The sequence below is a fragment of the Bradyrhizobium huanghuaihaiense genome (assembly GCF_007830635.1).
In the GTDB taxonomy this organism is placed as follows: domain Bacteria; phylum Pseudomonadota; class Alphaproteobacteria; order Rhizobiales; family Xanthobacteraceae; genus Bradyrhizobium; species Bradyrhizobium huanghuaihaiense.
Genome location: NZ_VLLA01000004.1, coordinates 1 through 25085 on the forward strand (window position 1 = coordinate 1; position 25085 = coordinate 25085).

At 64.5% G+C, this 25085-nt stretch carries 27 protein-coding genes, 1 tRNA gene and 2 pseudogenes; 15 read left to right on the forward strand and 15 right to left on the reverse strand.

Annotation, left to right across the window (positions count from 1 at the left end; translation table 11 throughout):
• Positions 1-237: pseudogene (locus tag IQ16_RS46295) on the forward strand (group II intron reverse transcriptase/maturase); the annotation flags it as partial.
• Positions 238-350: 113 nt separating this feature from the next.
• On the opposite strand, the gene IQ16_RS10485 reads toward IQ16_RS46295, so the two are convergent.
• From IQ16_RS10485 to IQ16_RS10495, 3 genes are all read right to left on the reverse strand, one after another.
• A complete protein-coding gene (locus IQ16_RS10485; protein WP_018643778.1) occupies positions 351-587 on the reverse strand; it encodes a hypothetical protein in 237 nt (78 codons plus the stop codon).
• 519 nt (positions 588-1106) lie between these two features.
• Positions 1107-1445 (reverse strand): hypothetical protein, encoded by a 339-nt coding sequence (locus IQ16_RS10490; protein WP_018643777.1) that lies wholly within the window; start codon positions 1443-1445, stop codon positions 1107-1109.
• Between the two features lie 120 nt (positions 1446-1565).
• A complete protein-coding gene (locus IQ16_RS10495) occupies positions 1566-2093 on the reverse strand; it encodes a hypothetical protein (RefSeq protein WP_018643776.1) in 528 nt (175 codons plus the stop codon).
• A gap of 152 nt (positions 2094-2245) precedes the next feature.
• Between IQ16_RS10495 and IQ16_RS10500 the strand changes: the two genes are divergently transcribed.
• Entirely contained in the window at positions 2246-3052 is an 807-nt protein-coding gene (locus tag IQ16_RS10500) for a lytic murein transglycosylase (protein WP_018643775.1), read from the forward strand.
• A 141-nt stretch (positions 3053-3193) separates the two neighbouring features.
• Here IQ16_RS10500 and IQ16_RS10505 read toward each other — a convergent pair whose 3' ends face one another.
• Entirely contained in the window at positions 3194-4024 is an 831-nt protein-coding gene (locus IQ16_RS10505) for an SDR family NAD(P)-dependent oxidoreductase (protein WP_018643774.1), read from the reverse strand.
• Between the two features lie 120 nt (positions 4025-4144).
• Between IQ16_RS10505 and IQ16_RS10510 the strand changes: the two genes are divergently transcribed.
• The 4 genes from IQ16_RS10510 to IQ16_RS10525 all read left to right on the forward strand — a co-directional run bounded on the left by IQ16_RS10510 (position 4145) and on the right by IQ16_RS10525 (position 7815).
• A complete protein-coding gene (locus tag IQ16_RS10510; protein WP_018643773.1) occupies positions 4145-4519 on the forward strand; it encodes a response regulator in 375 nt (124 codons plus the stop codon).
• A 56-nt stretch (positions 4520-4575) separates the two neighbouring features.
• Positions 4576-5187 carry a LysE family translocator gene (locus IQ16_RS10515; protein WP_018643772.1) on the forward strand — a complete coding sequence of 204 codons (612 nt, stop codon included), beginning with the start codon at positions 4576-4578 and terminating at the stop codon, positions 5185-5187.
• A gap of 755 nt (positions 5188-5942) precedes the next feature.
• Positions 5943-7154 (forward strand): GGDEF domain-containing protein, encoded by a 1212-nt coding sequence (locus IQ16_RS10520; protein ID WP_020607920.1) that lies wholly within the window; start codon positions 5943-5945, stop codon positions 7152-7154.
• Positions 7155-7188: 34 nt separating this feature from the next.
• On the forward strand, positions 7189-7815 hold the full coding sequence (locus tag IQ16_RS10525; protein WP_018643770.1) for a peptidoglycan recognition protein family protein: 627 nt from the start codon (positions 7189-7191) through the stop codon (positions 7813-7815).
• A gap of 46 nt (positions 7816-7861) precedes the next feature.
• Here the strand turns inward: IQ16_RS10525 and IQ16_RS10530 are convergent, their stop codons facing one another.
• The 4 genes from IQ16_RS10530 to IQ16_RS10545 all read right to left on the reverse strand — a co-directional run bounded on the left by IQ16_RS10530 (position 7862) and on the right by IQ16_RS10545 (position 11011).
• On the reverse strand, positions 7862-8203 hold the full coding sequence (locus IQ16_RS10530; RefSeq protein ID WP_018643769.1) for a hypothetical protein: 342 nt from the start codon (positions 8201-8203) through the stop codon (positions 7862-7864).
• An 86-nt stretch (positions 8204-8289) separates the two neighbouring features.
• On the reverse strand, positions 8290-8628 hold the full coding sequence (locus IQ16_RS10535) for a hypothetical protein (RefSeq protein ID WP_018643768.1): 339 nt from the start codon (positions 8626-8628) through the stop codon (positions 8290-8292).
• 243 nt (positions 8629-8871) lie between these two features.
• Positions 8872-9771: an RNA polymerase sigma factor RpoH gene (gene rpoH, locus IQ16_RS10540; protein ID WP_018643767.1), complete on the reverse strand. Its 900-nt coding sequence runs from the start codon at positions 9769-9771 to the stop codon at positions 8872-8874.
• Between the two features lie 217 nt (positions 9772-9988).
• Positions 9989-11011 carry an RluA family pseudouridine synthase gene (locus tag IQ16_RS10545; RefSeq protein WP_018643766.1) on the reverse strand — a complete coding sequence of 341 codons (1023 nt, stop codon included), beginning with the start codon at positions 11009-11011 and terminating at the stop codon, positions 9989-9991.
• On the opposite strand from IQ16_RS10545, the gene IQ16_RS10550 reads away from it, so the two are divergent.
• The 3 genes from IQ16_RS10550 (at position 11010) to IQ16_RS10560 (ending at position 13557) form a co-directional block, all read left to right on the forward strand.
• Positions 11010-11351 carry a hypothetical protein gene (locus tag IQ16_RS10550; RefSeq protein WP_018643765.1) on the forward strand — a complete coding sequence of 114 codons (342 nt, stop codon included), beginning with the start codon at positions 11010-11012 and terminating at the stop codon, positions 11349-11351. The two genes, IQ16_RS10545 and IQ16_RS10550, sit on opposite strands and share 2 nt — an antisense overlap.
• Before the next feature lie 194 nt (positions 11352-11545).
• Positions 11546-11620: transfer RNA gene (locus IQ16_RS10555), tRNA-Glu, on the forward strand.
• A 119-nt stretch (positions 11621-11739) separates the two neighbouring features.
• A complete protein-coding gene (locus tag IQ16_RS10560; protein WP_145831457.1) occupies positions 11740-13557 on the forward strand; it encodes a DEAD/DEAH box helicase in 1818 nt (605 codons plus the stop codon).
• A gap of 114 nt (positions 13558-13671) precedes the next feature.
• Here IQ16_RS10560 and IQ16_RS10565 read toward each other — a convergent pair whose 3' ends face one another.
• From IQ16_RS10565 to IQ16_RS10580, 4 genes are all read right to left on the reverse strand, one after another.
• On the reverse strand, positions 13672-14091 hold the full coding sequence (locus IQ16_RS10565; RefSeq protein ID WP_018643763.1) for a CBS domain-containing protein: 420 nt from the start codon (positions 14089-14091) through the stop codon (positions 13672-13674).
• A gap of 180 nt (positions 14092-14271) precedes the next feature.
• A complete protein-coding gene (locus tag IQ16_RS10570) occupies positions 14272-14742 on the reverse strand; it encodes an aminoacyl-tRNA deacylase (protein WP_145831458.1) in 471 nt (156 codons plus the stop codon).
• Between the two features lie 195 nt (positions 14743-14937).
• Positions 14938-15963, reverse strand: a complete 1026-nt coding sequence (locus IQ16_RS10575; protein WP_018643762.1) for an alpha/beta hydrolase — start codon at positions 15961-15963, stop codon at positions 14938-14940.
• Positions 15964-16145: 182 nt separating this feature from the next.
• The gene (locus tag IQ16_RS10580) at positions 16146-16577 is read right to left on the reverse strand and encodes a hypothetical protein (protein ID WP_026312104.1); all 432 of its coding nucleotides are present in this window, start codon (positions 16575-16577) and stop codon (positions 16146-16148) included.
• Positions 16578-17481: 904 nt separating this feature from the next.
• Here IQ16_RS10580 and IQ16_RS10590 point away from each other — a divergent pair.
• The 3 genes from IQ16_RS10590 (at position 17482) to IQ16_RS10600 (ending at position 20851) form a co-directional block, all read left to right on the forward strand.
• Positions 17482-18972: an amidohydrolase family protein gene (locus IQ16_RS10590; protein ID WP_026312103.1), complete on the forward strand. Its 1491-nt coding sequence runs from the start codon at positions 17482-17484 to the stop codon at positions 18970-18972.
• Between the two features lie 3 nt (positions 18973-18975).
• On the forward strand, positions 18976-19905 hold the full coding sequence (locus IQ16_RS10595) for a CobW family GTP-binding protein (RefSeq protein ID WP_018643759.1): 930 nt from the start codon (positions 18976-18978) through the stop codon (positions 19903-19905).
• 76 nt (positions 19906-19981) lie between these two features.
• Positions 19982-20851 carry an urea carboxylase-associated family protein gene (locus tag IQ16_RS10600; protein ID WP_145831459.1) on the forward strand — a complete coding sequence of 290 codons (870 nt, stop codon included), beginning with the start codon at positions 19982-19984 and terminating at the stop codon, positions 20849-20851.
• Between the two features lie 24 nt (positions 20852-20875).
• On the opposite strand, the pseudogene IQ16_RS10605 reads toward IQ16_RS10600, so the two are convergent.
• Both IQ16_RS10605 and IQ16_RS10610 read right to left on the reverse strand, forming a co-directional pair.
• Positions 20876-21001, reverse strand: a pseudogene (locus IQ16_RS10605) (GFA family protein); the annotation flags it as partial.
• A gap of 25 nt (positions 21002-21026) precedes the next feature.
• Positions 21027-21404: a tautomerase family protein gene (locus IQ16_RS10610; RefSeq protein WP_018643756.1), complete on the reverse strand. Its 378-nt coding sequence runs from the start codon at positions 21402-21404 to the stop codon at positions 21027-21029.
• A 158-nt stretch (positions 21405-21562) separates the two neighbouring features.
• Here IQ16_RS10610 and IQ16_RS10615 point away from each other — a divergent pair, with 158 nt between their 5' ends.
• Positions 21563-22162 carry a TetR/AcrR family transcriptional regulator gene (locus tag IQ16_RS10615; RefSeq protein WP_018643755.1) on the forward strand — a complete coding sequence of 200 codons (600 nt, stop codon included), beginning with the start codon at positions 21563-21565 and terminating at the stop codon, positions 22160-22162.
• A 3-nt stretch (positions 22163-22165) separates the two neighbouring features.
• On the opposite strand, the gene IQ16_RS10620 is transcribed toward IQ16_RS10615, so the two are convergent.
• Positions 22166-22639 (reverse strand): hypothetical protein, encoded by a 474-nt coding sequence (locus tag IQ16_RS10620; protein ID WP_018643754.1) that lies wholly within the window; start codon positions 22637-22639, stop codon positions 22166-22168.
• 110 nt (positions 22640-22749) lie between these two features.
• Between IQ16_RS10620 and IQ16_RS46300 the strand changes: the two genes are divergently transcribed.
• On the forward strand, positions 22750-23145 hold the full coding sequence (locus tag IQ16_RS46300) for a hypothetical protein (protein WP_026312102.1): 396 nt from the start codon (positions 22750-22752) through the stop codon (positions 23143-23145).
• A gap of 256 nt (positions 23146-23401) precedes the next feature.
• Positions 23402-25084, forward strand: coding sequence for a methyl-accepting chemotaxis protein (locus IQ16_RS10630; protein ID WP_018643752.1), 1683 nt, complete (start codon positions 23402-23404; stop codon positions 25082-25084).
• The last annotated feature ends 1 nt before the right edge of the window (position 25085 follow it).

The window sequence follows — 25085 nt, forward strand, 5'->3', positions numbered from 1 at the left end:
GACCAGTGGATCAGGCGACGGTTGCGCGCCGTTGCCTGGAAGCAATGGAAGTATGGACCCGCTCGCTTTGCCGAGTTGCGACGCCGCGGCGTCGGCCGGGATCTGGCGGCGCAAACCGCCGGCAGCCCACGTGGCCCTTGGCGGCTCGCGAACAGCCCCGCGCTCACCATTGCTCTGCCAAACGGCTTCTTTGCCTCACTCGGCTTGGCTTCCGTCGCGGCACGGCGACCCGCATAATCCGCTGAACCGCCGGATACGGACCCGTATGTCCGGTGGTGTGGGAGGGGCGGAGCCGCGAGGCTTCCCCCTATCCCGATTGTGCTGACGCTTCGCGTGTCGCGCTGGAAATCCTATTTCTTCTTCGCGCCGACACGATCGAGACTCTTGATCTCCAGCGCCGGCCGTCCCGACTTCTCCGCGATCTCGCGGTCCTGCTCCATGATGAAGCTGCGGGCGGGTTCGTCGCCGTCGAGGCCGCCGAGCAGCTCGGCGGGCACGCGGCGGTTGGATCGCTGGGAGCCGTCTTCATAGACGACGTTGAAGAAGGCGAATTCGCCTTTGGGGTTGGTTCCGGGTTTCTTGGCCATGGCGGCTTGTCGTCGATCAGGACGCCGCAGTCAAATGGCTTTCGCGATTGTCAGCATGCAGCCGTGGTCTTGCGGAGGGCTCCGCGCCGTCGATCGGCGACATCTGCTTGCAGGAGGGAAGCGCCATGCGCTTTTCGAAGGTCCGGTGCGAACCCTCAATAAACGGCGGGCCGCAAAGCCCGCCGTCTATTTTTGGTCTTCAGCGTCGCCCGGGGCTGGCAGGGCAACAACCTAAAATAGAAGACTATAGATTGCGTCATGCCGTGGCAAGCCAAATCGTCGGAGCGTTGGTGTCGCAGCGAGCGCAGCAGATATGCGGTGATCGTAAAGTTAAGTTCCGATGCACGTCGAAGCAATTGTTTGGATCATCAAAGCGCTTTGTTCATATTGACCGTTCTCGCAATGCAGCGGGCGTTGTACGCCTTGTAGAGAATTGCGCCCCGCTGCACGTCTTCCCGTCTACGTGCAGACATGCGGTTCCCTTGGGCGGAGCCGAGTTCCATCACTGCGTGGGTATTCTCAAGGTGTGCGCGGGCGCTGCGCCACTTCCTGAACGGCGAGCCGCGATCTTTCCCCGCCGCTGTGCCCATCATCATCCTCTTTGCGTCCCTGCGCCATGATCGCGCTGCCCATTGCGGCGGAACCGAAGGTGATGAGGAAGGAGGCGAGCAGCAGAACAAGCGCGATGCCGGGCATGCGGTCGGCGAAGATCAGCTCGCGCAAATGCCCGGGGTTGAGCCAGAGCAGCCCGCCGACGAGCAGCACTGCTGCGCAGGCACCGATCGCGAGGTTGATGGCGAGCAGGCGGAACAGCGGGATGCGGAGGAGGCGGGTTGGTCGAGGTTGATTGTCAGGCATGCATCGCCTCTTACTCCAGCGCCCGCATCGTAGAGGTTGTTCTCTCATCCGTCATTCCGGAGCGCGACGGAGTTGCGAGCCACGCCGCGTCGTGGCGCTCGCACCACGATGTCGTCCCTCTCAAGCCGCCGGCGCAACCCGGCTGCCGGCCTCGCGCGCCTGCGCCGCCTGCTGGCGCTCCATCATGGTCTGCCACAGCGTCGCGATGCTCGTTTGCGTCTGCGGTGCAATCAGGCAATGGCCCTCATTGTCGAAGCCGCAGAATCGCACCGACGGGTCCTTCCTCACCTCGGTCAGCGCCTGGTTGAGCATCTCGAGGCACGTCACGACCTCGCCGATGTCCTCTAGGCGCGCGTGATGCAGAATGTCCATCAGTCGGAACGTCATCACCGCGGGCTGGCCGAAGCTGATGCCGGGACGGCCGAGCTCGAACAGCACGTTCACGGCGGGAAACACGCCGCGGATGTGCTCGAGCACGCCGGCCATGTCCTCCACGCTGCAGGCGACAAGCTGGGTGGCCTGCGGCGGCGCGGTTGCTTGCGTCTGCGACGCAAGCCCGAGCGAATTGATCACCTCCTGCTCGATCCATTGCCGCACCGGCGCGGGCGCATTGCGGATCTGCTCGGCGGTCAAGGTAATTCCGGTCATAGGTATTCTCCTGGACGGCTCTCCCCGCCAGTCTAAAAAGCAGGGCATGAGATACGTTGATGCGGATCAAGCGTGCCGCTTTGACGCTGGCGGCTTTCCCGGGCATGATCGCGCGCTGCTTCGCGACTAGATTTCTTGGGGGATCGCTCGACATGTTGAGATACGCTCTGGCCGCTGCCTGCTTCCTTGGTCTGGCCGGCGGCTCGGCGCAGGCCGCGCGCTGCGGCGGCGACTTCAACAGCTTCATCGCCACCATGGCCTCGGAAGCGCAAGGCGCCGGCGTCTCGGGAAACGTGACCAGCGCGGCATTCAGCGGCATCACCCAGGACGGCGCCGTGCTCGCCTTCGACCGGCGCCAGCGCTACACCTTCAACAAGAGCTTTGAGCAGTATGTCTCGACCCGTGTCGGTCCGGGGCGCATCAATGGCGGCAGGGCGCTGCTGCAGCGTCACGCCGCGCTGCTCTCGCGCATCGAGCAGCAGTTCGGCGTGCCCCGCTATATCCTGGTCGCGATCTGGGGACTGGAGAGCGATTTCGGCAAGGGCGACATCGGCAAGCTGCCGGTGATCCGCACGCTGGCAACCCTCGCGCATGACTGCCGCCGCACCGACCTGTTCCAGGGCGAGCTGTTTGCCGCGCTCAAGATCGTGCAGCGCGGCGACCTGCCGCTGCGCGACCTCATCGGCGCCTATGCCGGCGAGATCGGCCAGACCCAGTTCCTGCCGTCGTCCTACATCAAGTACGGCGTCGATTTCGACGGCGACGGCCATGTCGATCTCCGCCACAGCGTCCCCGATGTGCTCGCCTCGACCGCGAACCTCTTGCACACGAGCGGCTTCAAGATGGGCCAGCCCTACGGCGAAGGCACCGCGAATTTCGAGGCGATGCGCGAGTGGAACAGGGCGGTGGTCTACCGCAAGACGATCGGGTATTTCGCGGACCGGCTGGCGGGGCAGTGAGTACACGCACGGTCTTGTAGGGTGGGCAAAGGCGCGAAGCGCCGTGCCCACGATTTCCATCGGTTGTCGGAAGTCGTGGGCACGCTACGCTTTGCCCACCCTACGGCAGCGGAGGGCGGGCAACGCCATCGCGTCCCCGGCTCACTTCCCCTTCGCCATCTTCTCCAGGCGCCGCTGCAGCGGCGCCCAGTACGTGCCCGGGCGGAAGCGCTGCAACAGGTCCATGAACCTTGCGTCGTTGCCGATCAGGATGCGGGGCTCGTTCCGCTCGATGCCCTTGATGATGCGCAGCGCAGCGTCCTTCGGCGTGGTCTTCGCCGCGGTCTCGAACCGCTCGATCATCTGCGAGCGGCGCGCATTGTCGGTGACGCCGACCCCGGTACGGGAATTGCGCGCGATCGCGGTGGCGATGCCGCCGGGATGCACCACCGAGACCTTCACCGGGCTGCCCGCCACCGCAAGCTCGTGGCGCACGCTCTCGGAGAAGCCGCGCACCGCGAACTTCGCCGCGGCATAGGCCGATTGTCCCGGCGGCGCGATGATGCCGAAGATCGAGGAGACGTTGACGACATGCGCCTCGGGCAGCGTCTTCAGATGCGGCAGGAAGGCGCGCGTGCCGTGCACCACGCCCCAGAAATTGATGTCGAACAGCCACGCCATCTGCACCTGGTCGATCTCCTCGAACGTCCCCAGCAGCGCGACGCCGGCATTGTTGACGACGATGCCGAGCGATGGATGCGCTGCCGTCGCCTCGCTGGCGAAGCGCGCGATGTCGCTCGCCTCGCCGACATCGACGCGATGCACGCTGACCTTGCGGCTCGTGCCGAGCTCGGCGGCGAGCGATCTCAGCCCGGCCTCGTCGCGGTCGGCAAGCGCGAGGTCGCAGCCGCGCTGGGCGAACTCGATGGCCAGCGCGCGGCCGATGCCGCTCGCGGCTCCCGTAATGGCGGCGGCGCCGCGAATCGCAGTCATGATCTCCCCCGTCAAGTCCCCGATGATGGAACCACGATTTACATTTTTTTGAAATGAAACCGAACCGTAGCCGCTCCGGGCTTTTAACATACGTTACCGACGCAAGCATTGGAGCCGTCGATGGGACAAGCAAAGCCATTTCGCGCGACAGCGCTCATCGTTGAAGACGACATCATGCAGCGGGAAATGTTGTGCCTCCTGCTGGAAGAGAGCGGCTACGACGTCATCCAGTGCGAGAGCGCCGAGGCGGCCGAGCGCGTGCTGGAGAAGAACGCCGGCGCGCTCTGCCTGATGATGACGGACGTGCAGCTTGCGGGGCGCATGAACGGGGTCGAGCTTGCGCATGTCGCCAAGGACCGCAATCCCCGGCTCGACGTCGTCGTGACCTCTGGCCGTCCCTTGAGGCAGCCCTTGCCCGATGGCGCGAAATTCTGGGCCAAGCCCTGGGCGCCGCTCGACGTGCTGCGCGAGGCCGAGATCGCGCAACTGTCCTGACGGCCGATCGCATGGGCCGACTTTCCTGCCGCGAGGCGGGGTGATAGCCTTGGCCCATGTCCTGGTCCTTCCTGCTCACCTCGCTCATCGTCGTCGCCTCGCCCGGCACCGGCGTGCTCTACACGCTGGCGGCGGCATTGACGCGCGGCTCGCGCGCCAGCCTCGCTGCCGCCTTCGGCTGCACGCTCGGGATCGTGCCGCACATGTGTGCCGCCATGCTCGGGCTTGCCGCCGTGCTCCATACCAGCGCGCTCGCCTTCGCCGCGCTGAAATGGGGTGGCGTGCTCTATCTGCTCTACATGTCCTGGCAGGCGCTGCGCGAAACCGGGGCGCTTGCGGTGGAGAGCGAGATCAAGGAGAGGTCGAGCGGCCGGGTCGTCGTCACCGGCTTTCTGATCAACATCCTCAATCCAAAACTGTCGATCTTCTTCCTCGCCTTCCTGCCGCAGTTCGTCGCGGCGGACGAGGCCCATGTGCTGGCGCGGATGCTCGAGTTGAGCGGTGCCTTCATGGCGATGACCTTTGTGGTGTTCGCCATTTATGGCCTGTGCGCGGCCTCGGTGCGCGAGCGCGTCATCTCCCGCCCCGCCGTGATGGCCTGGCTGCGCCGCAGCTTTGCGGCGGGCTTTGCCGCACTCGGCGCCAAGCTGGCGTTTGCGGAGCGGTAACTTGCTTCTGCCCGTCTGCCTTCTTCACCTCTCCCCGCTTGCGGGGAGAGGTCGCATCCCATCGCAGATGGGATGCGGGTGAGGGGGTACAGGTCCATCGACAATCGCGCGCGTGGAGAGAAACCCCTCACCCCAACCCTCTCCCCGTAAGAACGGGGCGAGGGAGCGAGAGAGCGGAGCAAGGCAATAAAAAAGCGGGCCTTGCGCCCGCCATCTTCGAACCAATCTGTCCCGACGCCCGGGCGGAGCGAGCTCCACCCGGGCAAAGAAAAAGAAGCCTCGTTACTTCTTCTTCGCCTTCTTGGCCTTTTTCGCCTTCTTCTTCGCCGCCTTCTTCGCTTTCTTAGCCATAGTATCCTCTTAGGGTTTAATGGTGGAACGCGACACGAGGGATGCTCGGCGGAGGGCCAGCCTCGCAATATCCTCGACCATAAACTCAGCAGATTCGCAGGGCTCTGCCCTGTGCTGTCACATCCGTGTCATTGCGTTATCCACAGCTCAGATGCATTTTCGGGTGATTTTTGCCCGCGAATCCGCATCGAACGCGTCGCGCGGGACGGCGGCGACATGCCTAACGAGCCGACAACGCGGCCGCGCCGTTCATGAATCCAAAACCAAAGGCGCGCTTTGAAGGATCGCAGTGAGACTCCGTTAAGTGCAACCCGCGCATTGTTCCCCGCAAGAAGACGGGGATGGGTCATGGACGGACGGCTGCCAGGAATGGGGGACGCGACGCTGTGCGCGCTGTGCTCGCCATGCTGAACGTACCGACACTCTGGACGGTCTTCGTCGTCAACTTCCTCGCGCTCGGCCTGATCTGGGCCTACGTGACGCGCTCCTATCCGAAATTCGCCGCCGCGCGGTTCTGGATGGCATCATCCTTCGTCGGCGCGGCCGGGGCGATGACGGCCCTGATCCGTCTGTTCGTCACATCCCCCGTGCCGCTCCTGCTTGGCGCTGCCGGCGTCATGGCGGCGAGCTGCTTCGCGGCCATGGGCATTCAGCGCTTCTATGACCGGCCGGTCTCCTGGCGCATCATGATCGCGGCGCAATGCCTGAGCCTTGCCGGCGTCGTGTTCTTCATGATCGGCTTCGAGCACATGCAACTGCGCATGCTCAGCTACACGATGGGGCAGGGGTTGCCGCTGCTGCTGGCGCTGCATCTGCTGCTGCTGCCGCCGGAGGGCCGCGTCAGCCCGGGCGCGCGGCTGTCCGGCATCGTCATTCTCAGCATCATCGGGCTATTGCTGGTGCGTACGGTGGGCAATCTGCTCGGCTATGATTTCTCGGCCGTCGCGGGCGGTCAGAACCATGCCGTCATGGTGCTGGGGCTGCTGTTCCTGTCGATGACGCTCAACTTCGGCTTCCTGCTGATGGCGATGGACCGGCTGCGGGGCGAGGTCGCCGACCTCGCGCTGCTCGACGATCTCACCGGCGTCGCGAACCGGCGCCATCTGCTGCAGCGCCTGTCCGAGGAATGCGCCCGTTCCGAGCGCAGCGGCGAGCCGTTCTCGCTGCTGGTGATCGACCTCGACGGCTTCAAGACCATCAACGACACCCACGGCCATGCCGCGGGCGACGAATGCCTGCGGCACTTCACCCTGATGGCGCAGACGCGGTTGCGGCCCGGCGACATGCTCGCCCGCACCGGCGGCGACGAGTTTTGCATCGTGCTGCCATCGTCGTCCCTGCGCGAGGCGGCCGCGATCGCCCGCCGCGTGCTCGAGGTCTGCCGTCAGGATGCCGCCGCATGCACGGCCAAGGAGATCCCGATCGCGATCTCGATCGGCGTCGCCGAGTGGGACCGCGGCATCGGCCAATTCCCGGACCGCCTCATCGCGCATGCCGACCACGCCCTCTATGCCGCCAAGAAGAACGGCAAGAACGATTTTGCGGTCTACGATCCGGCCCCGCCGCTCGCGCCGGAGCCGATCAGCCCGGCCGAGGGCAAGCGCACATTCGCGTAAAGCCTGCTACGATCTGGTCCGTCATTGGACCCGCATGATGATGTCTCGCCTGCTCGCGGCCATTCTCGCCGCACTCTTCCTGACCGCACCTGCCGCCGCAACCGACGCCGAGCTCGCGAAGATCGCGCGCGCCGCCGGCACGCCCGACATTCCCGGCCTGAAGATGGTCTGGCTCGCGCCCTGGGGCGATGTCCGCAGCGCCCATTCGTGGCGCAACATCATCGTGCACCAGACCGAGGGGCCGGCGGGCTCGGCCCGCGGCGGCGCCGCGGAGCAATCGAGGAATCCGACGCGCCGCGGCGTCACGGTGTGGGTGGAGACCGACGGCACGGTCTATTGGGCGGTCGCCGAGAACCTGGTGCCGACCCATGGCGACGGCGCCAACCGCAACGACAACAAGTATATCGATAACAGGCCGACCTATCGCCAGGTCGTGCGCGACAATTCGATCGGCGTCGAGTTCGCCGGCAACTATCCGGATGTCACGACGGGACCGACCGAGGCGCAGGTCGCGGCTTGGAAGATCCTCGTCAAGGTGCTGCGCGCGCGCTACGACATCCCGCTCGACCACGTCTATGCGCACAACTGGATCGACTACAAGGACGCGCGCTATTGCGAAGGCTGCTGGCTCGCGACGCTGGCGAGGATTTGGGGGGAGTAGGCCCCCGTCATTCCGGGGCGCGCCTCTTGGCGCGAATCCGGAATGACTACACCGGTTGCGCCATCCAGCCGAACAGCCGCCGGATCAGGCCCGGCCGCTGCGGCAATTCCGGCGGCCCGTCGGCGGCGAGCACGCGTTTGAAGAAGTAGTCCAGGAACACCATGTCGTTCGGCTCGGTGACGGTGAACGTCTCGTCGCCGAAGAACACGCTGTAACTGAAGAAGAACGGACCCATGAGCGGGATGGTCGCTGTGCCCGCATAATCCTTCGATATCACGAACTCGGACGGCTCCAGCCCGTGCTCGCGCATCGCCTGCTCGACCAGCGGCAGCTTGCGCATGAACTGGGCTTCGAAGCCGCCGACGGTGGATTGCAGGATGATCGACACGGTGCGTGTCCGTCCAAGTGGTGCTCTCGCCCTTTGGTCGGTTGACGGGCCGCGCGGGTTCAGTGGTTCAAGTTTGGAATGGTCCGCTACCAGCACATTTTGATAGCTGCGGCGATCGTGAGAAAGCAGACAGCCCACATGGCTACCTGACCGGACGCGCCCTTGAACTTGAATCCTAGCCCCTCGAATTCAATTGGTCCTTCCGTCTGCCTGAGAAACACGACAAGCGCGAAGGACGCTGCTGCCGCGCCTGGGAGACCGATAATCGCCGCGAAATGCAGTCGCAGCAATTCTTCCCAATATTTGAACTGAGTGACAGTGACCAACAACGCCCAAGCGAACACAAATGCGGCGCCTAGTGTAACCACAATCGCAAATCCAAAGGACAAGAGGCGAATTAGCTCGTCCGTCGTATATCCGAACAATCTGGCGCTAGTATCCGAATCTGACTCTCCCACCAGTACCTGCCTCCCGCATACTGATAAAGTATGACGAAAACGTCATCACAGGTTGTGCCGTCCGGCAATAGAAAAGCTCTGTCGCGGTAAGGGCAATATTGTCGCGCTTTAGCGGCGCTGATCGCTCCTCCATACCCAAACAAAAAAGCCGGCGTTGCCGCCGGCTTTTCGTCTCTTTCGATCCGCCAATCTCTTGCCGCGCAAGCCCGCTTAGTGCGCGGCTTCCAGCGCGGCCTGTTCCTGCCTTGCGATCGTGCCCTTGACCGCGGACTGCACCTTCTCGAAGGCGCGGACCTCGATCTGGCGGACGCGCTCGCGCGACACGCCGAACTCGGCGGCAAGGTCTTCCAGCGTCATCGGCTCATCGGCGAGGCGACGGGCCTCGAAGATGCGGCGTTCGCGCGGGTTGAGCACGCCCATGGCGCCGTTCAGCGCGTCACGGCGGTGATCGTACTCCTCGTGCTCCGCCATCAGGGCTTCCTGGTTGGGCGTGTTGTCGACCAGCCAGTCCTGCCATTCGCCGGCTTCGCCGTCGTCACGGATCGGTGCGTTGAGCGACGCGTCGCCACCAAGGCGGCGGTTCATGTCGATCACGTCCTGGTCCGTCACGCCGAGGCGCTTGGCAATGGTCGCGACCTGGTCGGGGCGGAGATCGCCCTCGTCCAGCGCGTTGATCTTGCTCTTCGCCTTGCGCAGGTTGAAGAACAGCTTCTTCTGGTTCGCGGTGGTGCCCATCTTCACGAGCGACCAGGAACGCAGGATGTACTCTTGAATCGACGCCTTGATCCACCACATGGCGTAGGTGGCGAGACGGAACCCCTTCTCGGGTTCGAAACGCTTCACCGCCTGCATGAGGCCGACATTGCCTTCCGAGACGACCTCGGAGATCGGCAGGCCGTAGCCGCGATAGCCCATGGCGATCTTGGCCACGAGGCGGAGATGGCTGGTGACGAGTTGGTGCGCCGCGTCGCGATCGTCGTGCTCGCGCCAACGCTTGGCGAGCATGTATTCCTGCTGGGGCTCCAGCATCGGGAACTTGCGGATCTCGGCGAGGTAGCGAGAAAGGCCGGATTCTCCATTGAGGACCGGCAAAGCAGCGGTACGGGCCATAGTGCGCCCTCCAAAGGTTCAGGCCCCCGATAGCGGCGGGCCAGGCAGACGACCGCTGTGTCAAAGCCGGCCGGGCTGCGATGTTCCGCGCTGGTCATTTCCAACGCAGGCGCAATATACCCCAAGGGGGGTCGAAAAGGGAAGGATTGCTGACGTCACGTCCCCGTGTGGCAGCTATAACTTTTTGTAATGTAACGCCTTTCTTAAACGGCCTGCGTCATAGCGCCGCTTTGAGGGTGCTCTCCAGGAGAAGCAAATCCTCCGGCAGAGGCGCCTCCCAGTGGAGTAATTCTCCCGTCCTCGGGTGCTCCAATACCAGCAGATAGGCATGCAAGGCCTGCCGCCCGAGCGCGGTTAAGGCTCCTCGCGATTCCGGCCCGAGGTGGTTCGCCTTGGTCTTGAAATGCGGGCCATAGACGGCGTCCCCCATCAGGGGGTGGCCGATATGGGCGAGGTGGACGCGGATCTGGTGGGTGCGCCCGGTCTCGAGCTCGCAGGACAGCAGGGCGGCGATCGGCTTGCCGTCGCGCCCGGCAAAACTCTCCAGGATTTCCCAATGGGTGACCGCCTCGCGGCCGCCCTGGCGCACCGCCATCTTCTCGCGGGCGTGCGGGTGGCGGTCGATCGGCGCATCGACTGTGCCGCGATGCCGGTTCGGCATGCCCCAGGCAAAGGCCATGTAGCCGCGCCGCATCTCGCCGGTGCGGCCGTGGTCGGCGAACTGGGCCGACAGCGAGGCATGGGCGAGGTCGTTCTTGGCGACCACCATCAGCCCTGTGGTGTCCTTGTCCAGCCGGTGCACGATGCCGGGCCGGCGCACCCCGCCGATGCCCGACAGTGAGGCGCCGCAATGGGCGATCAGCGCGTTGACCAGCGTGCCGGTCTCGTGGCCGGCCGCGGGGTGGACGACCAGGCCCTTGGGTTTGTTGATGACGATGATGTCGTCGTCCTCGAATACGATATCGAGGGCGATATCCTCGCCTTTCGGCTCGGCGGGCGCCGCCTCCGGCACGTCGATTATGATCGTATCGCCGGATGCGACGTGATAAGCGGGGTCGCGGATGGCGGAAGCCTTCAGGCTCACCGCGCCCGCCAGGATCAGGGCTTTCAGCCGCGATCGCGACAGGTCGGTGAGGTGCGCCGCCAGCACGCGGTCGAGCCGGGGCGACCCCTCGTCGCCGGCGACGACAACCTCCAACCTCTGCGCAGAGCCAAGACTTTTAGGGCCAAGACTTTCCATGACGACCGAAACCGCTATTCCCGAACCGACCCCCGAGCAGGCCGCGCTGTTCGCGCGGGTGCGGCGGATGATGCTGATCGCGGGGTTGACCACGGCGCTGGCTGTCTGCGCCGTGCTGATCGCGGTGGGCTACCGCCTTTTCAAGTCGGAGGGAAGGGCGGTCGAAGCCGCCGGCGACGTCATCGCCACCCTGCCCAAGGGCGCCAGGATCGTCGCGACCGGGGTAGCCGGCGACCGCCTGGTGATCACGCTCGATATCGGCGGGGTCACCGAGATCCGCACTTTTGATGCGCACACCTTGAGGCCGGCCGGAAAGCTCAAATTTGCTAATGAGCCTTAGGGGGCCCGGACCCCTCCACCCATAACCACCGAGTCCGGTTGCGTGGACGAGATCGGCACTCCGATGTGCCTTGACCACGACCATTCGGGGTAATGGGTCCTGGCTTTCGCCAGGACGACGCTGCGGGGGAGGTTTGAAAACCCCCGATCGAGGCTTGCCGCCGGCAAAATTCGCGGCTATGTCCTGTCCCTCACGCTCCCTTCGTCTAGCGGTTAGGACGCGGCCCTCTCAAGGCTGAAACAGGGGTTCGATTCCCCTAGGGAGCGCCAGACAAATCCTAAGCCATTGAAAACCTGCACACTCTAGGCAACCATGTGAGCCTGGAGAGACCGCCATGCTACGCAGGTAGCCTCACAAGGTGGTCCGCAATGGCGCTCGCGGTCGTAACATGGCCATCCTGATCCCCAGTCTCGGCTTCGCACGCTTCGACAGTCGTGGGGAACTACGACTGGCGGAACGACTCAAGGACTTCGTCGAAGAGAACGCTGTCGTTTGGCACAATCTTCCTGTCGGCCCTCTCAACCGGCATCCGGATTTTATCATCGTTCACCCCGCGAACGGCCTGCTCGTGCTCGAGGTGAAAGACTGGCGCCTGGAGACGATTGTTTCGGCGGACAAGACCAAGGTCGAGTTGCTGACCAGTCGTGGTGTTGTACGGGAGAGCAATCCCCTCGAGCAGGCTCGCAGGTACACGTTCGAGGTCGTGCGCACGCTGGAGCGCGACGGGCAATTGTTGTTTCCGCCCGGCCATCGCTTCGTGGGCCGGTCCATTGTTCCGTTCGGCTTCGGGGCCGTATTCACGAACATCACGCGCAAGCAGTTCGATCAGACCAATCTCAAGGAGGTGCTGGCCGAGGATCTGTGTCTTTTCAAGGATGAAATGACGGAGACCGTGGATCCCGAAGAATTCCGGACCAGATTGTGGCGCATGGTTCATCCGCGTCCCGAACAGCCGCTGTCCATGCCGCAGTTCGACCGCCTGCGGGCGCTGCTATTTCCGGAAATCCGCGTACGACAGATTGCCCTGCCTCTGGACGACGCGCCTGGGGCCGATCCTTCGGACCGGACGCTTGCAGTCATGGACCTGCATCAGGAGCAGTTCGCGCGCAGTCTGGGAGAGGGGCATCGAATTATTCGAGGCGTCGCCGGATCGGGCAAGACCCTGATCCTTGCCTTTCGAGCCGAGTATCTGGCACGTGCGGCGGCAAAGCCGGTGCTCATCCTGTGTTACGCCAATGGCATCGCCGGGCGACTCGAGGATGCCATGCAGAGCAGAGGCGTGGAGAACCGTGTTCAGGTCCTCACCTTTCATTCCTGGTGCTACCGGATGCTGCGGACCTACGGGGTCCCAGCCCCATCCGAGCGAGATTATCCGGACTACGCCAAGCGGCTGGCTGCGAGCGTTTCAGAGGTCATGAAGGCGGTAGATCAAGGCCATATCCCAACGGAGCAGTACGACGCTGTCCTGATCGACGAGGCACACGACTTCGAGCCGCAATGGCTCGCGCTCGCGGCCAGGATGGTGAACCCGCGCACGAAGGCGCTGATGGTCGTCTACGACGACATCCAGGCCATCTACAAAGGGCGCGAACGCCCGGTATGGAGCCAACTTGGAATTGAGGCCAAGGGCAGAACGAGCGTATTGAAAGTCAACTACCGCAACACTGCGCAAATCGTTGCCTTCGCGAAACGCTTCGCTGCAGACGTCATTGGCGCTCCGGGCATCACTGCCGACGATGAGCACGCCATCCTGCTGCCCGAAGATGCGGGCCGGCAGGGAGTGGAGCCGGCCGTGCGGCGGTGCGTGAGCATCGACGCAGAGGCTCACTGCGTCGCCGAGTGGTTTCTCGATAGGAAAAAGGCTGGGTACGAGTGGTCGCAGATGGCGTGTCTCTACCCCGAGCACTGGATCGGCGGGCGGGTCGAGCAGATACTCGCCAGGCATGATGTGCCGATCGATATGGCCAAGGACAATCGCAACAGAGTTTCGGTCAAGCGGGTGGCCGTGCGGTTCTTGAGCATGCACACCGCGAAGGGGCTGGAGTTTCCCTGCGTCGCCATTGCCGGCCTGGGCTTGCTCGGCCGCCACGGCGAGACCGTCGAGGAGTGTGTCCGGCTGACCTATGTTGGGATTACTCGAGCGACTCACGAGGCGCTCCTGACGTACTCGAGTGAGTCGGAATTGGTGCAGCGTTTGATCGCGTAGGCCGGCCGCGCGGGCGCTCTCTCACGCCGTATGAGCGCATGGCTCGGGCTCTCCTCAACGCCTGCTCGAGCGGCGATCGCGAGAGGAGCCCCTGCCGTAAGCCCGGCCGTAAGTTCAGTGATGCGCCGAAACGCTCCTGACGGTCTCGGTCAGCATATCACCCGACGTGGAATGGCTGACGTCACCCAGGCTGATGATGCCGACCATCCGCTTGCTCTTGTTGATCACCAGCAGCCTGCGGACCTGCAGCTTCTCCATGTGATGCATCGCCTTGGCGAGGTCATCGTCCTCGCGGCAGCAATGGATGCCCTCGGTCATCACGTCGCGCGCCTTCGCGCGGCCGGCATCGAAGCTGTGGCTCGCGAGTCCTTTGCAGACGATGTCGCGGTCGGTCACCATTCCGACGAGCTTGTCATCCTCGCCAATCGGAATGCAGCCGATGTCATGCGCCCGCATCAGCTTGGCAAGCTCGGTGATTGGGGTGTCGGGGCTGACCCAGTCGACACCCTTGTGCATCACGTCTTTGACTTTCATGGCGAGCCTCCGTTCGTGGGTTTCAGTTGCGTTGATGCAATGCAGCGGCACCCCCATCTTCCGAACTCCGACCAGACAGGCGCAGACACTCTCGCCGCCACCTGCTCAACAGTATGACGGCGCTTCGCGGCCAGAGTTCCCGCCCAGGATCGCAAGGGCAATGGGCGGTGTACAGAATCCTCAGTCATGCGCGCTGAAGCGCCCGTGCGGTGCGTTGGCCGTCAGGCGCGCAAACTGCGTGTGACCCATATGAAGCAGCGTCTCATGATCGCCGGCTTCCATATAGATGTCCGGCTGTGCCTCGATGCTGTCGTCGACGATGATATCCAATCCGTAGCATTTGCCGACGGCAGGAACTGCACCGTGTGCACAGTCGCTGAACAGCCGATTGATCTCGGTTTCGTCGGCCATGTGGACATTGTCGCCGAGGCTTGTCCTCAGGTCCGACAGGCGGAGGTGGTGCGATGCGGGCAGGACTGCCAGCATGTATCCGCCGTCGCGCCGCAACACGATGCCCTTGGCGAGGCGGTCGCCCGAGATATGGCATGCCTCGGCCGTTCGAGCGGACGTCATGCTGAGTTCGTGCGGGATCACCTCGTACTGGATGTTCTCAGCGGCGAGGTATTTCTGGAGCGTGGGAGCAATGGCCATGGCATCACCTCCGATGCTGAATGGAAACCATCCACCGTGAGGTCGACCCTGCAGACTCTCGCCATACGATGGGCGGCTGCCTGACTAGAGACCCAACATAGGTCTTCCATCCGCAAGCTGCAATTCATTTCCCCTCGGAGCCGCAGCGAGCGTGCGCAGGAGCAGGCTTTCGCATGGCTCGGCGCGGGTGCCCTCTTACGCCGTCGTGCCGTCGATCGAGCGGCGGATCACCCGCTGCACGTCCGCATTCGACAGAAACAGATCGTGGTTGATGATGCCCCAGCCTTCCTGAGAGGCATCGACCACACGCACACCGAGCCGCGCGATGGCGGCCTTCTCCGCGGCGCCGACCCGGGTCATTCCGCCTGCGATCTGGCCCGACAGCGCGAGTGCCCGATCGTTCGTCGCGGCGATCACGGTGATCTTGCCGGCGAGCGGGCCGATGCGCTGGATGGCCGATGAGAACACGTCCATGTCGATATCGGGCGCGGCAAACACGACCGCGCCGATCTTGCTCGTCACCGTGTCGCCGTATCGCGCATAGAGCTGACGCAGGCTTTCGAGAGTCAGCATGGTTCCCATGCTGTGCGCAACGATGTGCACGCGGCCGCCGCTCGGAGCCGACACGAGCGCAGAGAGCACGCGCTCGAAATCGTCGCGAGACCACATCGCGCTGTCGCGGTCATAGGCATAGTCGAACAGTCCTGCCTTGGAGGGCCAGGAGAATGCCATGGTCCGGCCGCGGAACTTGATCCCATCAGAGAGATGGGCGGCATCCAGCACCGCCGTCTCGAATGTCTGCTTGAAGCCGTGCACGTAGATCAGCACGTCCCCTCCGCCGGCCTGCGCAGCGAGATCGCCGGCGTCGGCCGACACCGGTTCGATCCGATCAAGACGCCAATCGCCGAGTCCAACCGAGGCGAGAGAAAGACGGCTCTCGTCCGGGGCCACCAGTCTGGCCCGTGCGACCGTCATGCTCGTCGCGCGCTCCGGCCCGAACCAGGGTTTGGTGCGGCCGCCGCCCACGGGCTTGCGCGTGGTGGTGACAAGCAACGTGGGGTCAACGGAGAGGGACGACGCGTCGAAGCGCGCGCCGGTCGCACCGAGGCCAGCGCATCCGCCGAGCGCGAGGGCGCTCCCTGCCGACACAAAGCCGCCGAGGAGAGCGCGGCGCGAAACAGAATGACGGGAGTTGGGTTGCAGAAGACGTCGGACGATCACACGGAACCCCAGGGAACTATGCCCACCGTAAGCCGCCCCGCCTTTCTCCCTGAATGACAATGGGGGCGAGAAGACGGCGGAGCAGTGTCGCGGTTGCGTGGACATGGCGTCCGCGTACGCCGCCGCCGCATTTGCGAGCGTCCTGTGAAGTTCCGGAACTGTGTCCGAGCGCGGACATCAGATCAGCCGACGATTTCGATCGAATGCAGCGCGCACCACTCGCGCAGCGCTTGCTCCGTGGCTTTGGCCTGGAACGCATGCCGGCGATCGATCGCGCCTTGTCTGGCGAGGAGCGCCTTGAATTTAGGATAGGCGCCGCGCTTGCTGAAGAAGTAACGAACGTCGTCGAAATCATCAGGCAGAAACTCCCGGCCGAAATCGAGCACCAGTGGCTTGCCCAGGCCGAGTTCACGCTTGTCCGGGAGCGCGATGTATTTCTCCTCGTCGTCGATGTCGTCAGGCAGTTGGTCGTCTAGCTCGACTGCGTCCAGAAAATCGGTTTGATGGTGGATCTTCCCGGTCTGTTTGCAGACGAAGGCACGAAATTCGCCCATGTCGCCATTGATGTTGGCGAACTCGAAGGCTTCGGTGACGTCTGCGAGGCTCACTGGCATGGTGTTCTCCCTCAACGCCAAAATACAGCAATGCGCCGATACTGTAACAGGGGGAGAGCCCCTCGATCGCGAACTGCCCGTCGGGCAAAACAGCCCGTGTCACAGTCAACTCCCTCTTCACAAAAATATTCCGCTTTACCGAAATTCGGATTTGTCGTATGTGTCTCGCATCCCAGCCCACCAAAGGGGCGGTCGTACGTCGTTTCGAGCGCGGGCTGGGATTGCGGTGGACGCGGGCGGCGTTAAAGGCGGACCTTGCGCGTGCAGGGCGAGATGAACCTCATGAGCATGGTGCGGGCCGCGAAGACGGACGGCGCTCAAGTCCCGTGATGCCTCTGGCGAAGCGGGAGTGCCCGCGTACGGCGAAACCGTGTGGTCCTGGCCGTCGTTGCTACGGTCAAGCCTCGGCGAAGGCGTCATCGCGTCAACCGGCGCGGTGTCGTGACTTTCGCGGAGGCGAGGGAGGCCAGAAGGAACTCGGCTCCCGGGAGAGCGCGGCATAGGCCGTCAGACCATCGCGCAGGGAAGGCCTGGTTTCGGCTGCCCTGTGTCTCCCCTGTGCATTGCGTGTGCATTCGTTCAGCGCAGGGGTCTTATGGGTGCCAGCTGGCGCCCGGTCTTCCCTGCGCCCTTTCTCAAGAGAGGGTGTGAAGCGGAGCACAGCTCGGGCAAATCCTGCCGCGAGGATGCGGGCGCATGCCGATTGGCGAATTGACGCAGCGGCGTTGTTGCGCTCCGGTCTCGATACACGCCCTGCGTTCATCGGCCTCACTTGCAAGCATGCAGCATCGGCATCAGTGGTGGTGGTCGTTCTCCCCAGAATCTGCACTATGCGCGCCGACGTGCCTCCGGAGCTGCTGCCGGGCCTTTGGAGGTTTTTGCAATGGCTTTTCGGAGTGACGAGATGAGCGGTTTGGTGATCAGCGGCGGCCGGGTGGTGGATCCCGCGAGCGGGATGGATGCCATCGGCGATGTGGCGGTGGCGGACGGCAAGATCGCGGCTGTCGGCACGGGTCTCGGCGGCGCCCAGCGGGTGATCGACGCCACTGGCCTCGTGGTCGCGCCCGGCTTCATCGATCTCCATGCCCATGGCCAGTCGATTCCGGCCGATCGCATGCAGGCTTTTGACGGCGTCACGACGACGCTTGATCTCGAAGCCGGCGTGCTGCCGGTCGGCTCCTGGTACGAGCGCCAGGCGCGGAAGGGTCGCGTGCTGAACTATGGCGCTGCCACCAACTGGGCCTTCGCCCGCATCGGCGCGATGACGGGCTCCAATGCCGAGAGCTCGCTGGAGGCGTTCGGCAATGCAATGCGCGATCGCCGCTGGATGGACAATGTCGCAACCGATTCGGAAGTCGCCGGCATCCTCGAGCGCCTCGCCCGCGGCCTCAACGAAGGCGGCATCGGCATCGGCATCTTGAACGCCTATGCGCCGGGCGCGGGCGTGCAGGAGCTGACCGCGGTGTGCCAGCTCGCCGCGAAGCAGGACGTACCGACCTTTACCCACGTCGCCTTCATGTCGCGCATCGACCCCGAGAGCGCGGTGGAAGCCTATATCCGCCTGATCGGCTATGCCGGCGCCACCGGCGCGCACATGCACATCTGCCATTTCAACTCGTCAAGCAAGACCGACATCGAGCGCTGCCGCGTGCTGGTCGAGAAGGCGCAGGCGCAGGGCCTCCCCATTACGGTCGAGGCCTATCCTTACGGCACCGGCTCGACCGTGCTCGCCGCCGCCTTCTTCAGCGATCCCCAATTCGTCGAGCGCAACGGCACCGGGTACGATTCCGTGCAGCGCGTGACCGACGGCTACCGCTTCCACGATCGCGAGGAGCTGCTCAAGGCGCAGGCCGAGGAGCCGTCCTCGCTGGTGCTCTGGCACATCCTCGACACCGAGCACAATGCGCATCACCGCGATCTGCTCGACATGTCGGTGCTCTATCCCGGCGGCGCCATCGCCTCCGACGCGATGCCGTGGACGACCTCGGACGGCAAGACCTACACCGGCGATGCCTGGCCGCTGCCGGACGACGCCACCTCGCATCCGCGCTCGGCCGGCTGCTTCACCAAATTCATTCGCGAATGGGTGCGCGAGCGCAAAGCGGTGTCGCTGCTGGAAGGCGTACGCAAATGCGCGCTGATCCCGGCGGAGATCCTGTCGCAGAGCACGCCTGCGATGCGCGCCAAGGGCCGGCTCACCAAGGACGCGGATGCCGACATCGTCGTGTTCGATTACGAAAAACTCTCGGACCGCGCGACCTTCACGGCGATGAACCGCCCGTCGGAAGGCGTGCGCCATCTCATCGTCAGCGGTCAGCCGCTGATCAGCGACGGCATTCTGGACGTGAACGCGCGGCCGGGAAAACCCGTGCGCCGCCCCGTTGTCGAGGGCTGACCCATGCCGGTCCCCGTTCTCCTGGTGACGGGTTTTCTCGGGGCCGGCAAGACCACGGTCGTGAACCATCTGCTCGCGCATGCGGATGGGCGACGGATCGCTGCCGTCGTCAACGATTTCGGCGCCATCAACATCGATGCGGAGCTGATCGCGGGCGCGAGCGACGGCGTGGTCAGCCTTGCCAATGGCTGCATCTGCTGCTCGCTCGAAGGCGATCTGCTCCGCACGCTCTCGACGCTGCTGCGGCGCGATCCCAGGCCTGAGTACATCGTCATCGAGACCAGCGGCATCGCCGATCCCGCCGACATCGTGCGCAACCTGATGGACCCGGTGATCCTGCGCGAGGCGCCGCTGGAGACCGTGCTCTGCGTGATCGATGCGGGGACGCCGCCGTCAGCTCTGGATGACGCGCTTGTGCGGTCGCAATTGCGCGTCGCCGATATCGTGGCGCTCAGCAAGCTCGATCTGGCGGACGAGGGCGCAGCTGCGCGGATGCGCGAAGCCATCCGCGCCCAGCAAGTCCCCGCCGTAGTGGTCGATGCGAACCACGGCGAGATTCCGTCTGCGCTATTGTTTCCCGCAGCCGTCGATCGCGCGCCAACCCCGCGCGAGCCGGGACCGAAACGGCCGGCCGAGGAACGTTTCGAGACGCTGAGCTGGACCTCCGATTACCCGATCTCGCTGCCGCGCCTGCAGCAGGCCATCGGCCGGCTTGCACCAAAGCTCGCGCGTGCCAAGGGCTTGTTCGAGACCGTCGAGCAACCGGGACGCCAGATGGTGTTCCAGTTCGCCGGCGGCCGCGCCACGCTCGCGCCAGGCGAGGCACCGCCGACAGCCGTGCCGCGAACGCGGATCGTCTTCATCGCCGAGCTCGGCGTGCTCTCGCAGGCCGAGCTCGACGGGATCATGGAAGCGTGCGTTGCCGGCGGTTGAGGTGAGGCGGTAGGGTCAACCGCTTCCGCCGTCAGCCAGCGCCTCTCCTCTTGCCGAGTCGATCCGAGACCGAACAATGCCTCCAAATATCCCACCAGCTCCCGCTGATGCCGCCTCGCGCCGCGCTGCCAAGCCGGCTATCGTCTATCCGGCCGGGACGATGCCCGGGCCGGATATGGCCGCGCTCGAAGCAGCCCGCCGCGCGGCGGTCAAGACGCACGAGCTCATCGTGCCGCCACGCGATGCCCGTGCCTTTCGCGTGGCGCGCGGCCAGTTCTTCCGTATCGTCAGCATCGAAGGCCCTCAGGTCGGCGACCTCAATCTCTGGAACGCGGACGATCTCGCCGAGCGCTTCTTCAGCGGCAAGACCCGGGCGCTCCATGGCACGCATGTCGGCACCGGTGACCGGCTCTGGAGCAATATGCCCTATCTTCGGCCGATGGCGACCATCAGTCACGATACGCTCGGCTGGTACGGCTTCGACGCGGACGGCGCCGGCATTCACGATGTGATCGGCACGCGCTGCGACCCTTATACCAACCTCCTGTTGAACGGCACGGCTTACGATTTTTGCTGTCACTCCAACCTGTCGCGTGCGCTGGCGACCGAACTGCAGATGGAGCCGCATGCGGTGGAGCATCATGTCCACGACGTGCTCAACGTCTTCATGTGCACCGGCTTCACCAAGGACACGCACCAGTATTTCATGAAGGCAAGTCCGGTCCGCCCCGGCGACTTCATCGAGTTTTTCGCGGAGATCGACCTGCTCGGAGCGCTGTCGGCCTGTCCCGGTGGAGACTGCAGCGCAACTCATTCCAGCGATGCCGCGGCGTGCCATCCGCTCAAGATCGAAATCTTCGAGCCGGATCGAGCGGCATTGAGGGGTTGGACCTGGCCCTCGCCGAGTGCCTATCACCGTCACCACGGTGCGCATGCGGGAAGTTGAGCCTCAATCCTCCACCGGCAGTTCAGCCTCTGCCTTCACGATCACCTCGCAGGCATGCGCGGTCCCGGTCGCCTTGCGGCAGCGCGAGCAGTGGCAGTTCAGGAACCGGTCGAACGGACCTTCGACTTCGAAGGCCACGGCGCCGCACAGGCAGCTTCCGCGGCGCCCGGCAAGTTCACGCGAATTGCGCGATGCCGTGCCCCACCGACCAGTTCTCCTTGGGCGCGTCGAGCACGTTCACGAACACGTCCTCGGGCCGGATGCCCGGGCTCTCGCCGAGCAGCTCCGCGATCCGCCGGTACAGCGCCTTCTTCTGCTCGGGGGTGCGCGAGGCGAACACCGTGATCTGGATCAGCACGGCGTCCTCGCTGCGGCTGACGCCGTAGGCATTGCCGCAGCGGAAGTTTGCGGGTTCGATCTCGCTGATGGTCATGAACTCGTCGCCATCAGGCACGTTCAGAGCCTCGCGCATGGCGCGGTAGAGACTGTCGAGGATGGCCTGGCGGTAGGCTTCCGGCTTTCCGGCGCGCATCGAGATGTGGAGGAGAGGCATCGTACGTCCCTCTGCATGCAAGCCCGATCGGCCAGGCGCATCATCCGCGCCGGCCGCCGGCTTTTTGACGAAACGGGATATCAATCCCGCTTCATTTTTGACACGATGTCGAGAAAGCATGTTCTTGACGTTGTGTCAAATACTTTGAGGAGCAGAGCTTGAGGCCGCGCGAATTCGATCACGACGACGTCCTGCGCATCGCGTTCGACCAGTTCTGGCGCAAGGGCGTCCGCGGCACCTCGCTGTCGGATATCGCGCGCGACGCCGGTGTCCAGCGCGGCAGCCTCTACAATGCCTTCGGCAGCAAGGAAGCGCTGTTCCTGCAGGCCTACGAACGCTACGCGGGCAACTATCTGCTCGCCCTGCAAAAGGCGCTCGGGATGGGGTCCTTGCGCAAACGTCTCACCGCGTTCTTCGACCTCACCATCAGCAATTTCCGCTCCGGCGCGCCGCCGCGGGGATGTCCGACCACGCGCGGCCTGATGGAGCTCGGCGCGGCGGAGGGCGAAGGACTGGATGAAGAGGCGCGCCAGGCCTTCGCGAGCCTCGTCTCCCGGATCACCGCGCTGGTTCAGGACACGTTGTCGGCGGGCGCGAGGCGCGGCGAATTCAACGGCAATCCCGCGGCCGCAGCGCTGCACATCGTCACGGTGACACGCGGCCTCGCCGTGCTCGAACGCGCCTACGGCGACGAAGCCCAGCTGCGCAAGATCGCGAGCCACACCATCGATCTCGTGCTCGACAAGAAGGGCGGCTAGAGGTCAGCAGACCGCGAGCGCGTTGACTGCCCGCGTTGTCGCAAGCTCGCTCTCGTTGCCGACGAACTGGCTGACGACCGATTCGAGTTCGCCAGGCTGCTTGCGACGTGCGATCGCCAGCAATCGCATCAGCTCCGCCTCGTCCTTCGACAGGCGCTTGCAGGACGGCGGCATGAAGCACAGCTCGCACGGCCGGCCGCTGCGCAGGATCCTGACCAGCGCGGCCGCGCGCGCGACCAGCAGCGGGCTGTCGGCAATGCCGGGCGCTTCGTCGGCAAAGCGATAGGCCGCCTCCCAGCAATCCGATGCGCCGGTCGCATAGGCAGCTCCGATGAAGCGGAACAGCGACAGCGCGACGCGGCAGAAATCATCATAGCCTTCGACGCTTCGAGGGGTCGAAAGCGCGGCTTGCAGCGGACAGAGCCGCGACGGACCGGCTTCCGGATTCAGCGCAGAATCGCAAATGGCCTGCATCATGAACGATCTCGTCAGTGCATGTGGGGCTGCCCACGAACCAGCTCTTCATTGCCATCGTCCGGTCATGGCCGCGTGAGGAGACGTGCCGGTCAGGCAGGATGAGGCCGGCCATGCGGAAGATCGTCGCGAGGCCCCGCACCGGCGCCAGCGCCCAATCCGCGCCCACCGGCGGCAGCCAGCACTCGAACTGCTCGCGCGCGACATCGTCGCGCTCCTTCTGCGCTGCGGCGATTGCCCGCAAGATTCCGCATTCGCTCTCCGACATGCGCGGACAGGTGGGACAGTGCACCTCGATCGCCGTGTGCGCCGTGCAGGCGAAGATCTCGATGATGGATTCCAGCGACGGCACGGCGTCGCCAACGCGAAAGTGGTCGTACACCTGCTGGATGTCGGCCGCCGTTGGAACGGCGCCGCCGCTTCGCGCCTTCGCACGAAATCCCCAGACGAAGAGCCGCTCCGCTGCGGTCAATGCGGGCAGCTCGAGGGGCTTGGCGTATGTCGATTGATACATTGAGCCTCTGGCCTTTGGCGGCGCGCAGCACTTCGCTGCGCCGATGATCTGCACCGATCGTTCGGCCAGAGGGTCCGCCAAGTCAACGCTTCGAGGGCCGATATCGAGGTCTTCTAGATCTAAAGAGCCGGGCTTTGGGCCGGCCGGCGAAGCCGTGTTTCAGCGGGCCTTCGGGAACCCGAATGCTTAAAGCTTTGCTAAGGGGCGCGGGATAAATTGGCATATCAGCCTTCCAATTCTTGCGAGCCCCGATGATTTTCTCCCGCATCAGTTTCAAGCTGGTCCTCATTGTCGGCATCAGCCTGCTCGGCATGATCGTGCTGGCGCCGATCGCGCTTTCGACCTTGCGCGCGCAGATGATCGCCGATCGTCAGGCCAAGACGCAGCACATGGTCGATGTCGGCTACGGCATCCTGGCCCATTTCCAGAAGCTCGAGAGCGAAGGCAAACTGCCGCGCGAGCAGGCGCAGGCCGCCGCGATGGCGGAGATCAAGAGCCTGCGTTACGACAAGGTCGAGTATTTCTGGATCAACGACATGACCCCCAAAATGGTCATGCATCCGATCAAGCCCGAGCTCGACGGCAAGGATCTCTCCGGAATGAAGGATCCGTCCGGCAATGCGCTGTTCGTGGGCTTCGTTGACGTCGTCAACAAGCAGGGCGCGGGCTTCTATAGCTATCTCTGGCCGAAGCCCGGCTTCGACCAGCCCGTTGGAAAAATCTCCTATGTGAAGGGCTTTACGCCCTGGGGCTGGATCATCGGTACCGGCATCTATCTCGACGACGTCGACGCCGTGTTCCGTCAGAACGCAATGACGTTCGCCTACATCTGTCTGGCGGTGCTGGTCGTGGTCCTCGGCGCCTCGTTCGTGATCGGCCGCAGTGTCACGAAACCGCTCGCGAAGATCACCGCGCTGACCGAGCGCCTCGCCGCCGGCGACAGCGCGTTCGAGGTGCCCTATACGGATCGTCGCGACGAGGTCGGCGGGCTCGCCAAGGCGCTCGCCGTGTTCAAGAACAATGCGTCGGCGGTGCAGCAGATGCATGCCGAGCAGGACGAGCTGAAGCGCAAGGCGGATGGCGAGAAGCGCAAGGCGATGGCCGATCTCGCCGGCAAGTTCGAGGCGAGCGTCCAGGCCGTCGTCCGCGACGTGTTCAACGAAGCGCGCGAGATGCAGCAGGCCGCGCAAGGCATGTCGGAGACGGCGAACAAGGCGACCGACCGTGCGAGCTTCGTCGCGACCGCCTGCCAGCAGGCCTCGGCCAACGTGCAGACGGTGGCGTCCGCCGCGGGCCAGCTGTCGTCCTCGATCACCGAGATCAGCCAGCGTGTCGCGCAGGCCGCATCGGTGGCCGACAAGGCCGCTGCCGACGGCCAGCGTACCAACGACACCGTGCAGGGGCTCGCCGCCGCTGCGCACAAGATCGGCGAGGTCATCGACCTCATCAACCAGATCGCCTCGCAGACCAATTTGCTCGCGCTCAACGCCACCATCGAGGCGGCGCGGGCGGGCGAGGCCGGCAAGGGCTTTGCAGTGGTCGCGAGCGAGGTGAAGTCGCTGGCGAGCCAGACCGCGAAGGCGACCGACGAGATCGGCGCGCAGATCACGGCGATCCAGGCCGAGACCAACCAGGTCGTCGGCAACATCGAGAGCATCCGCAAGACCATCATGGAGGTCAACGAGATCTCCTCGTCGATCGCGGCCGCGGTCGAGGAGCAGGGCGCTGCGACGCGGGCGATCGCGCACAGCGTGCAGGAGGCGGCCTCCGGCACCGACCAGGTCTCCCAAAACATCTCCGGCGTCACCGACGCGACCGCCGAGACCGGCCAAGCCGCCGGCCTCGTGCTGCAATCGAGCGGCCGGCTGTCGCAGAAGCTGCAATCGCTCCAGGACGAGGTCAGCACGTTCGTTGCGGGCGTGCGCGCGGCTTAGT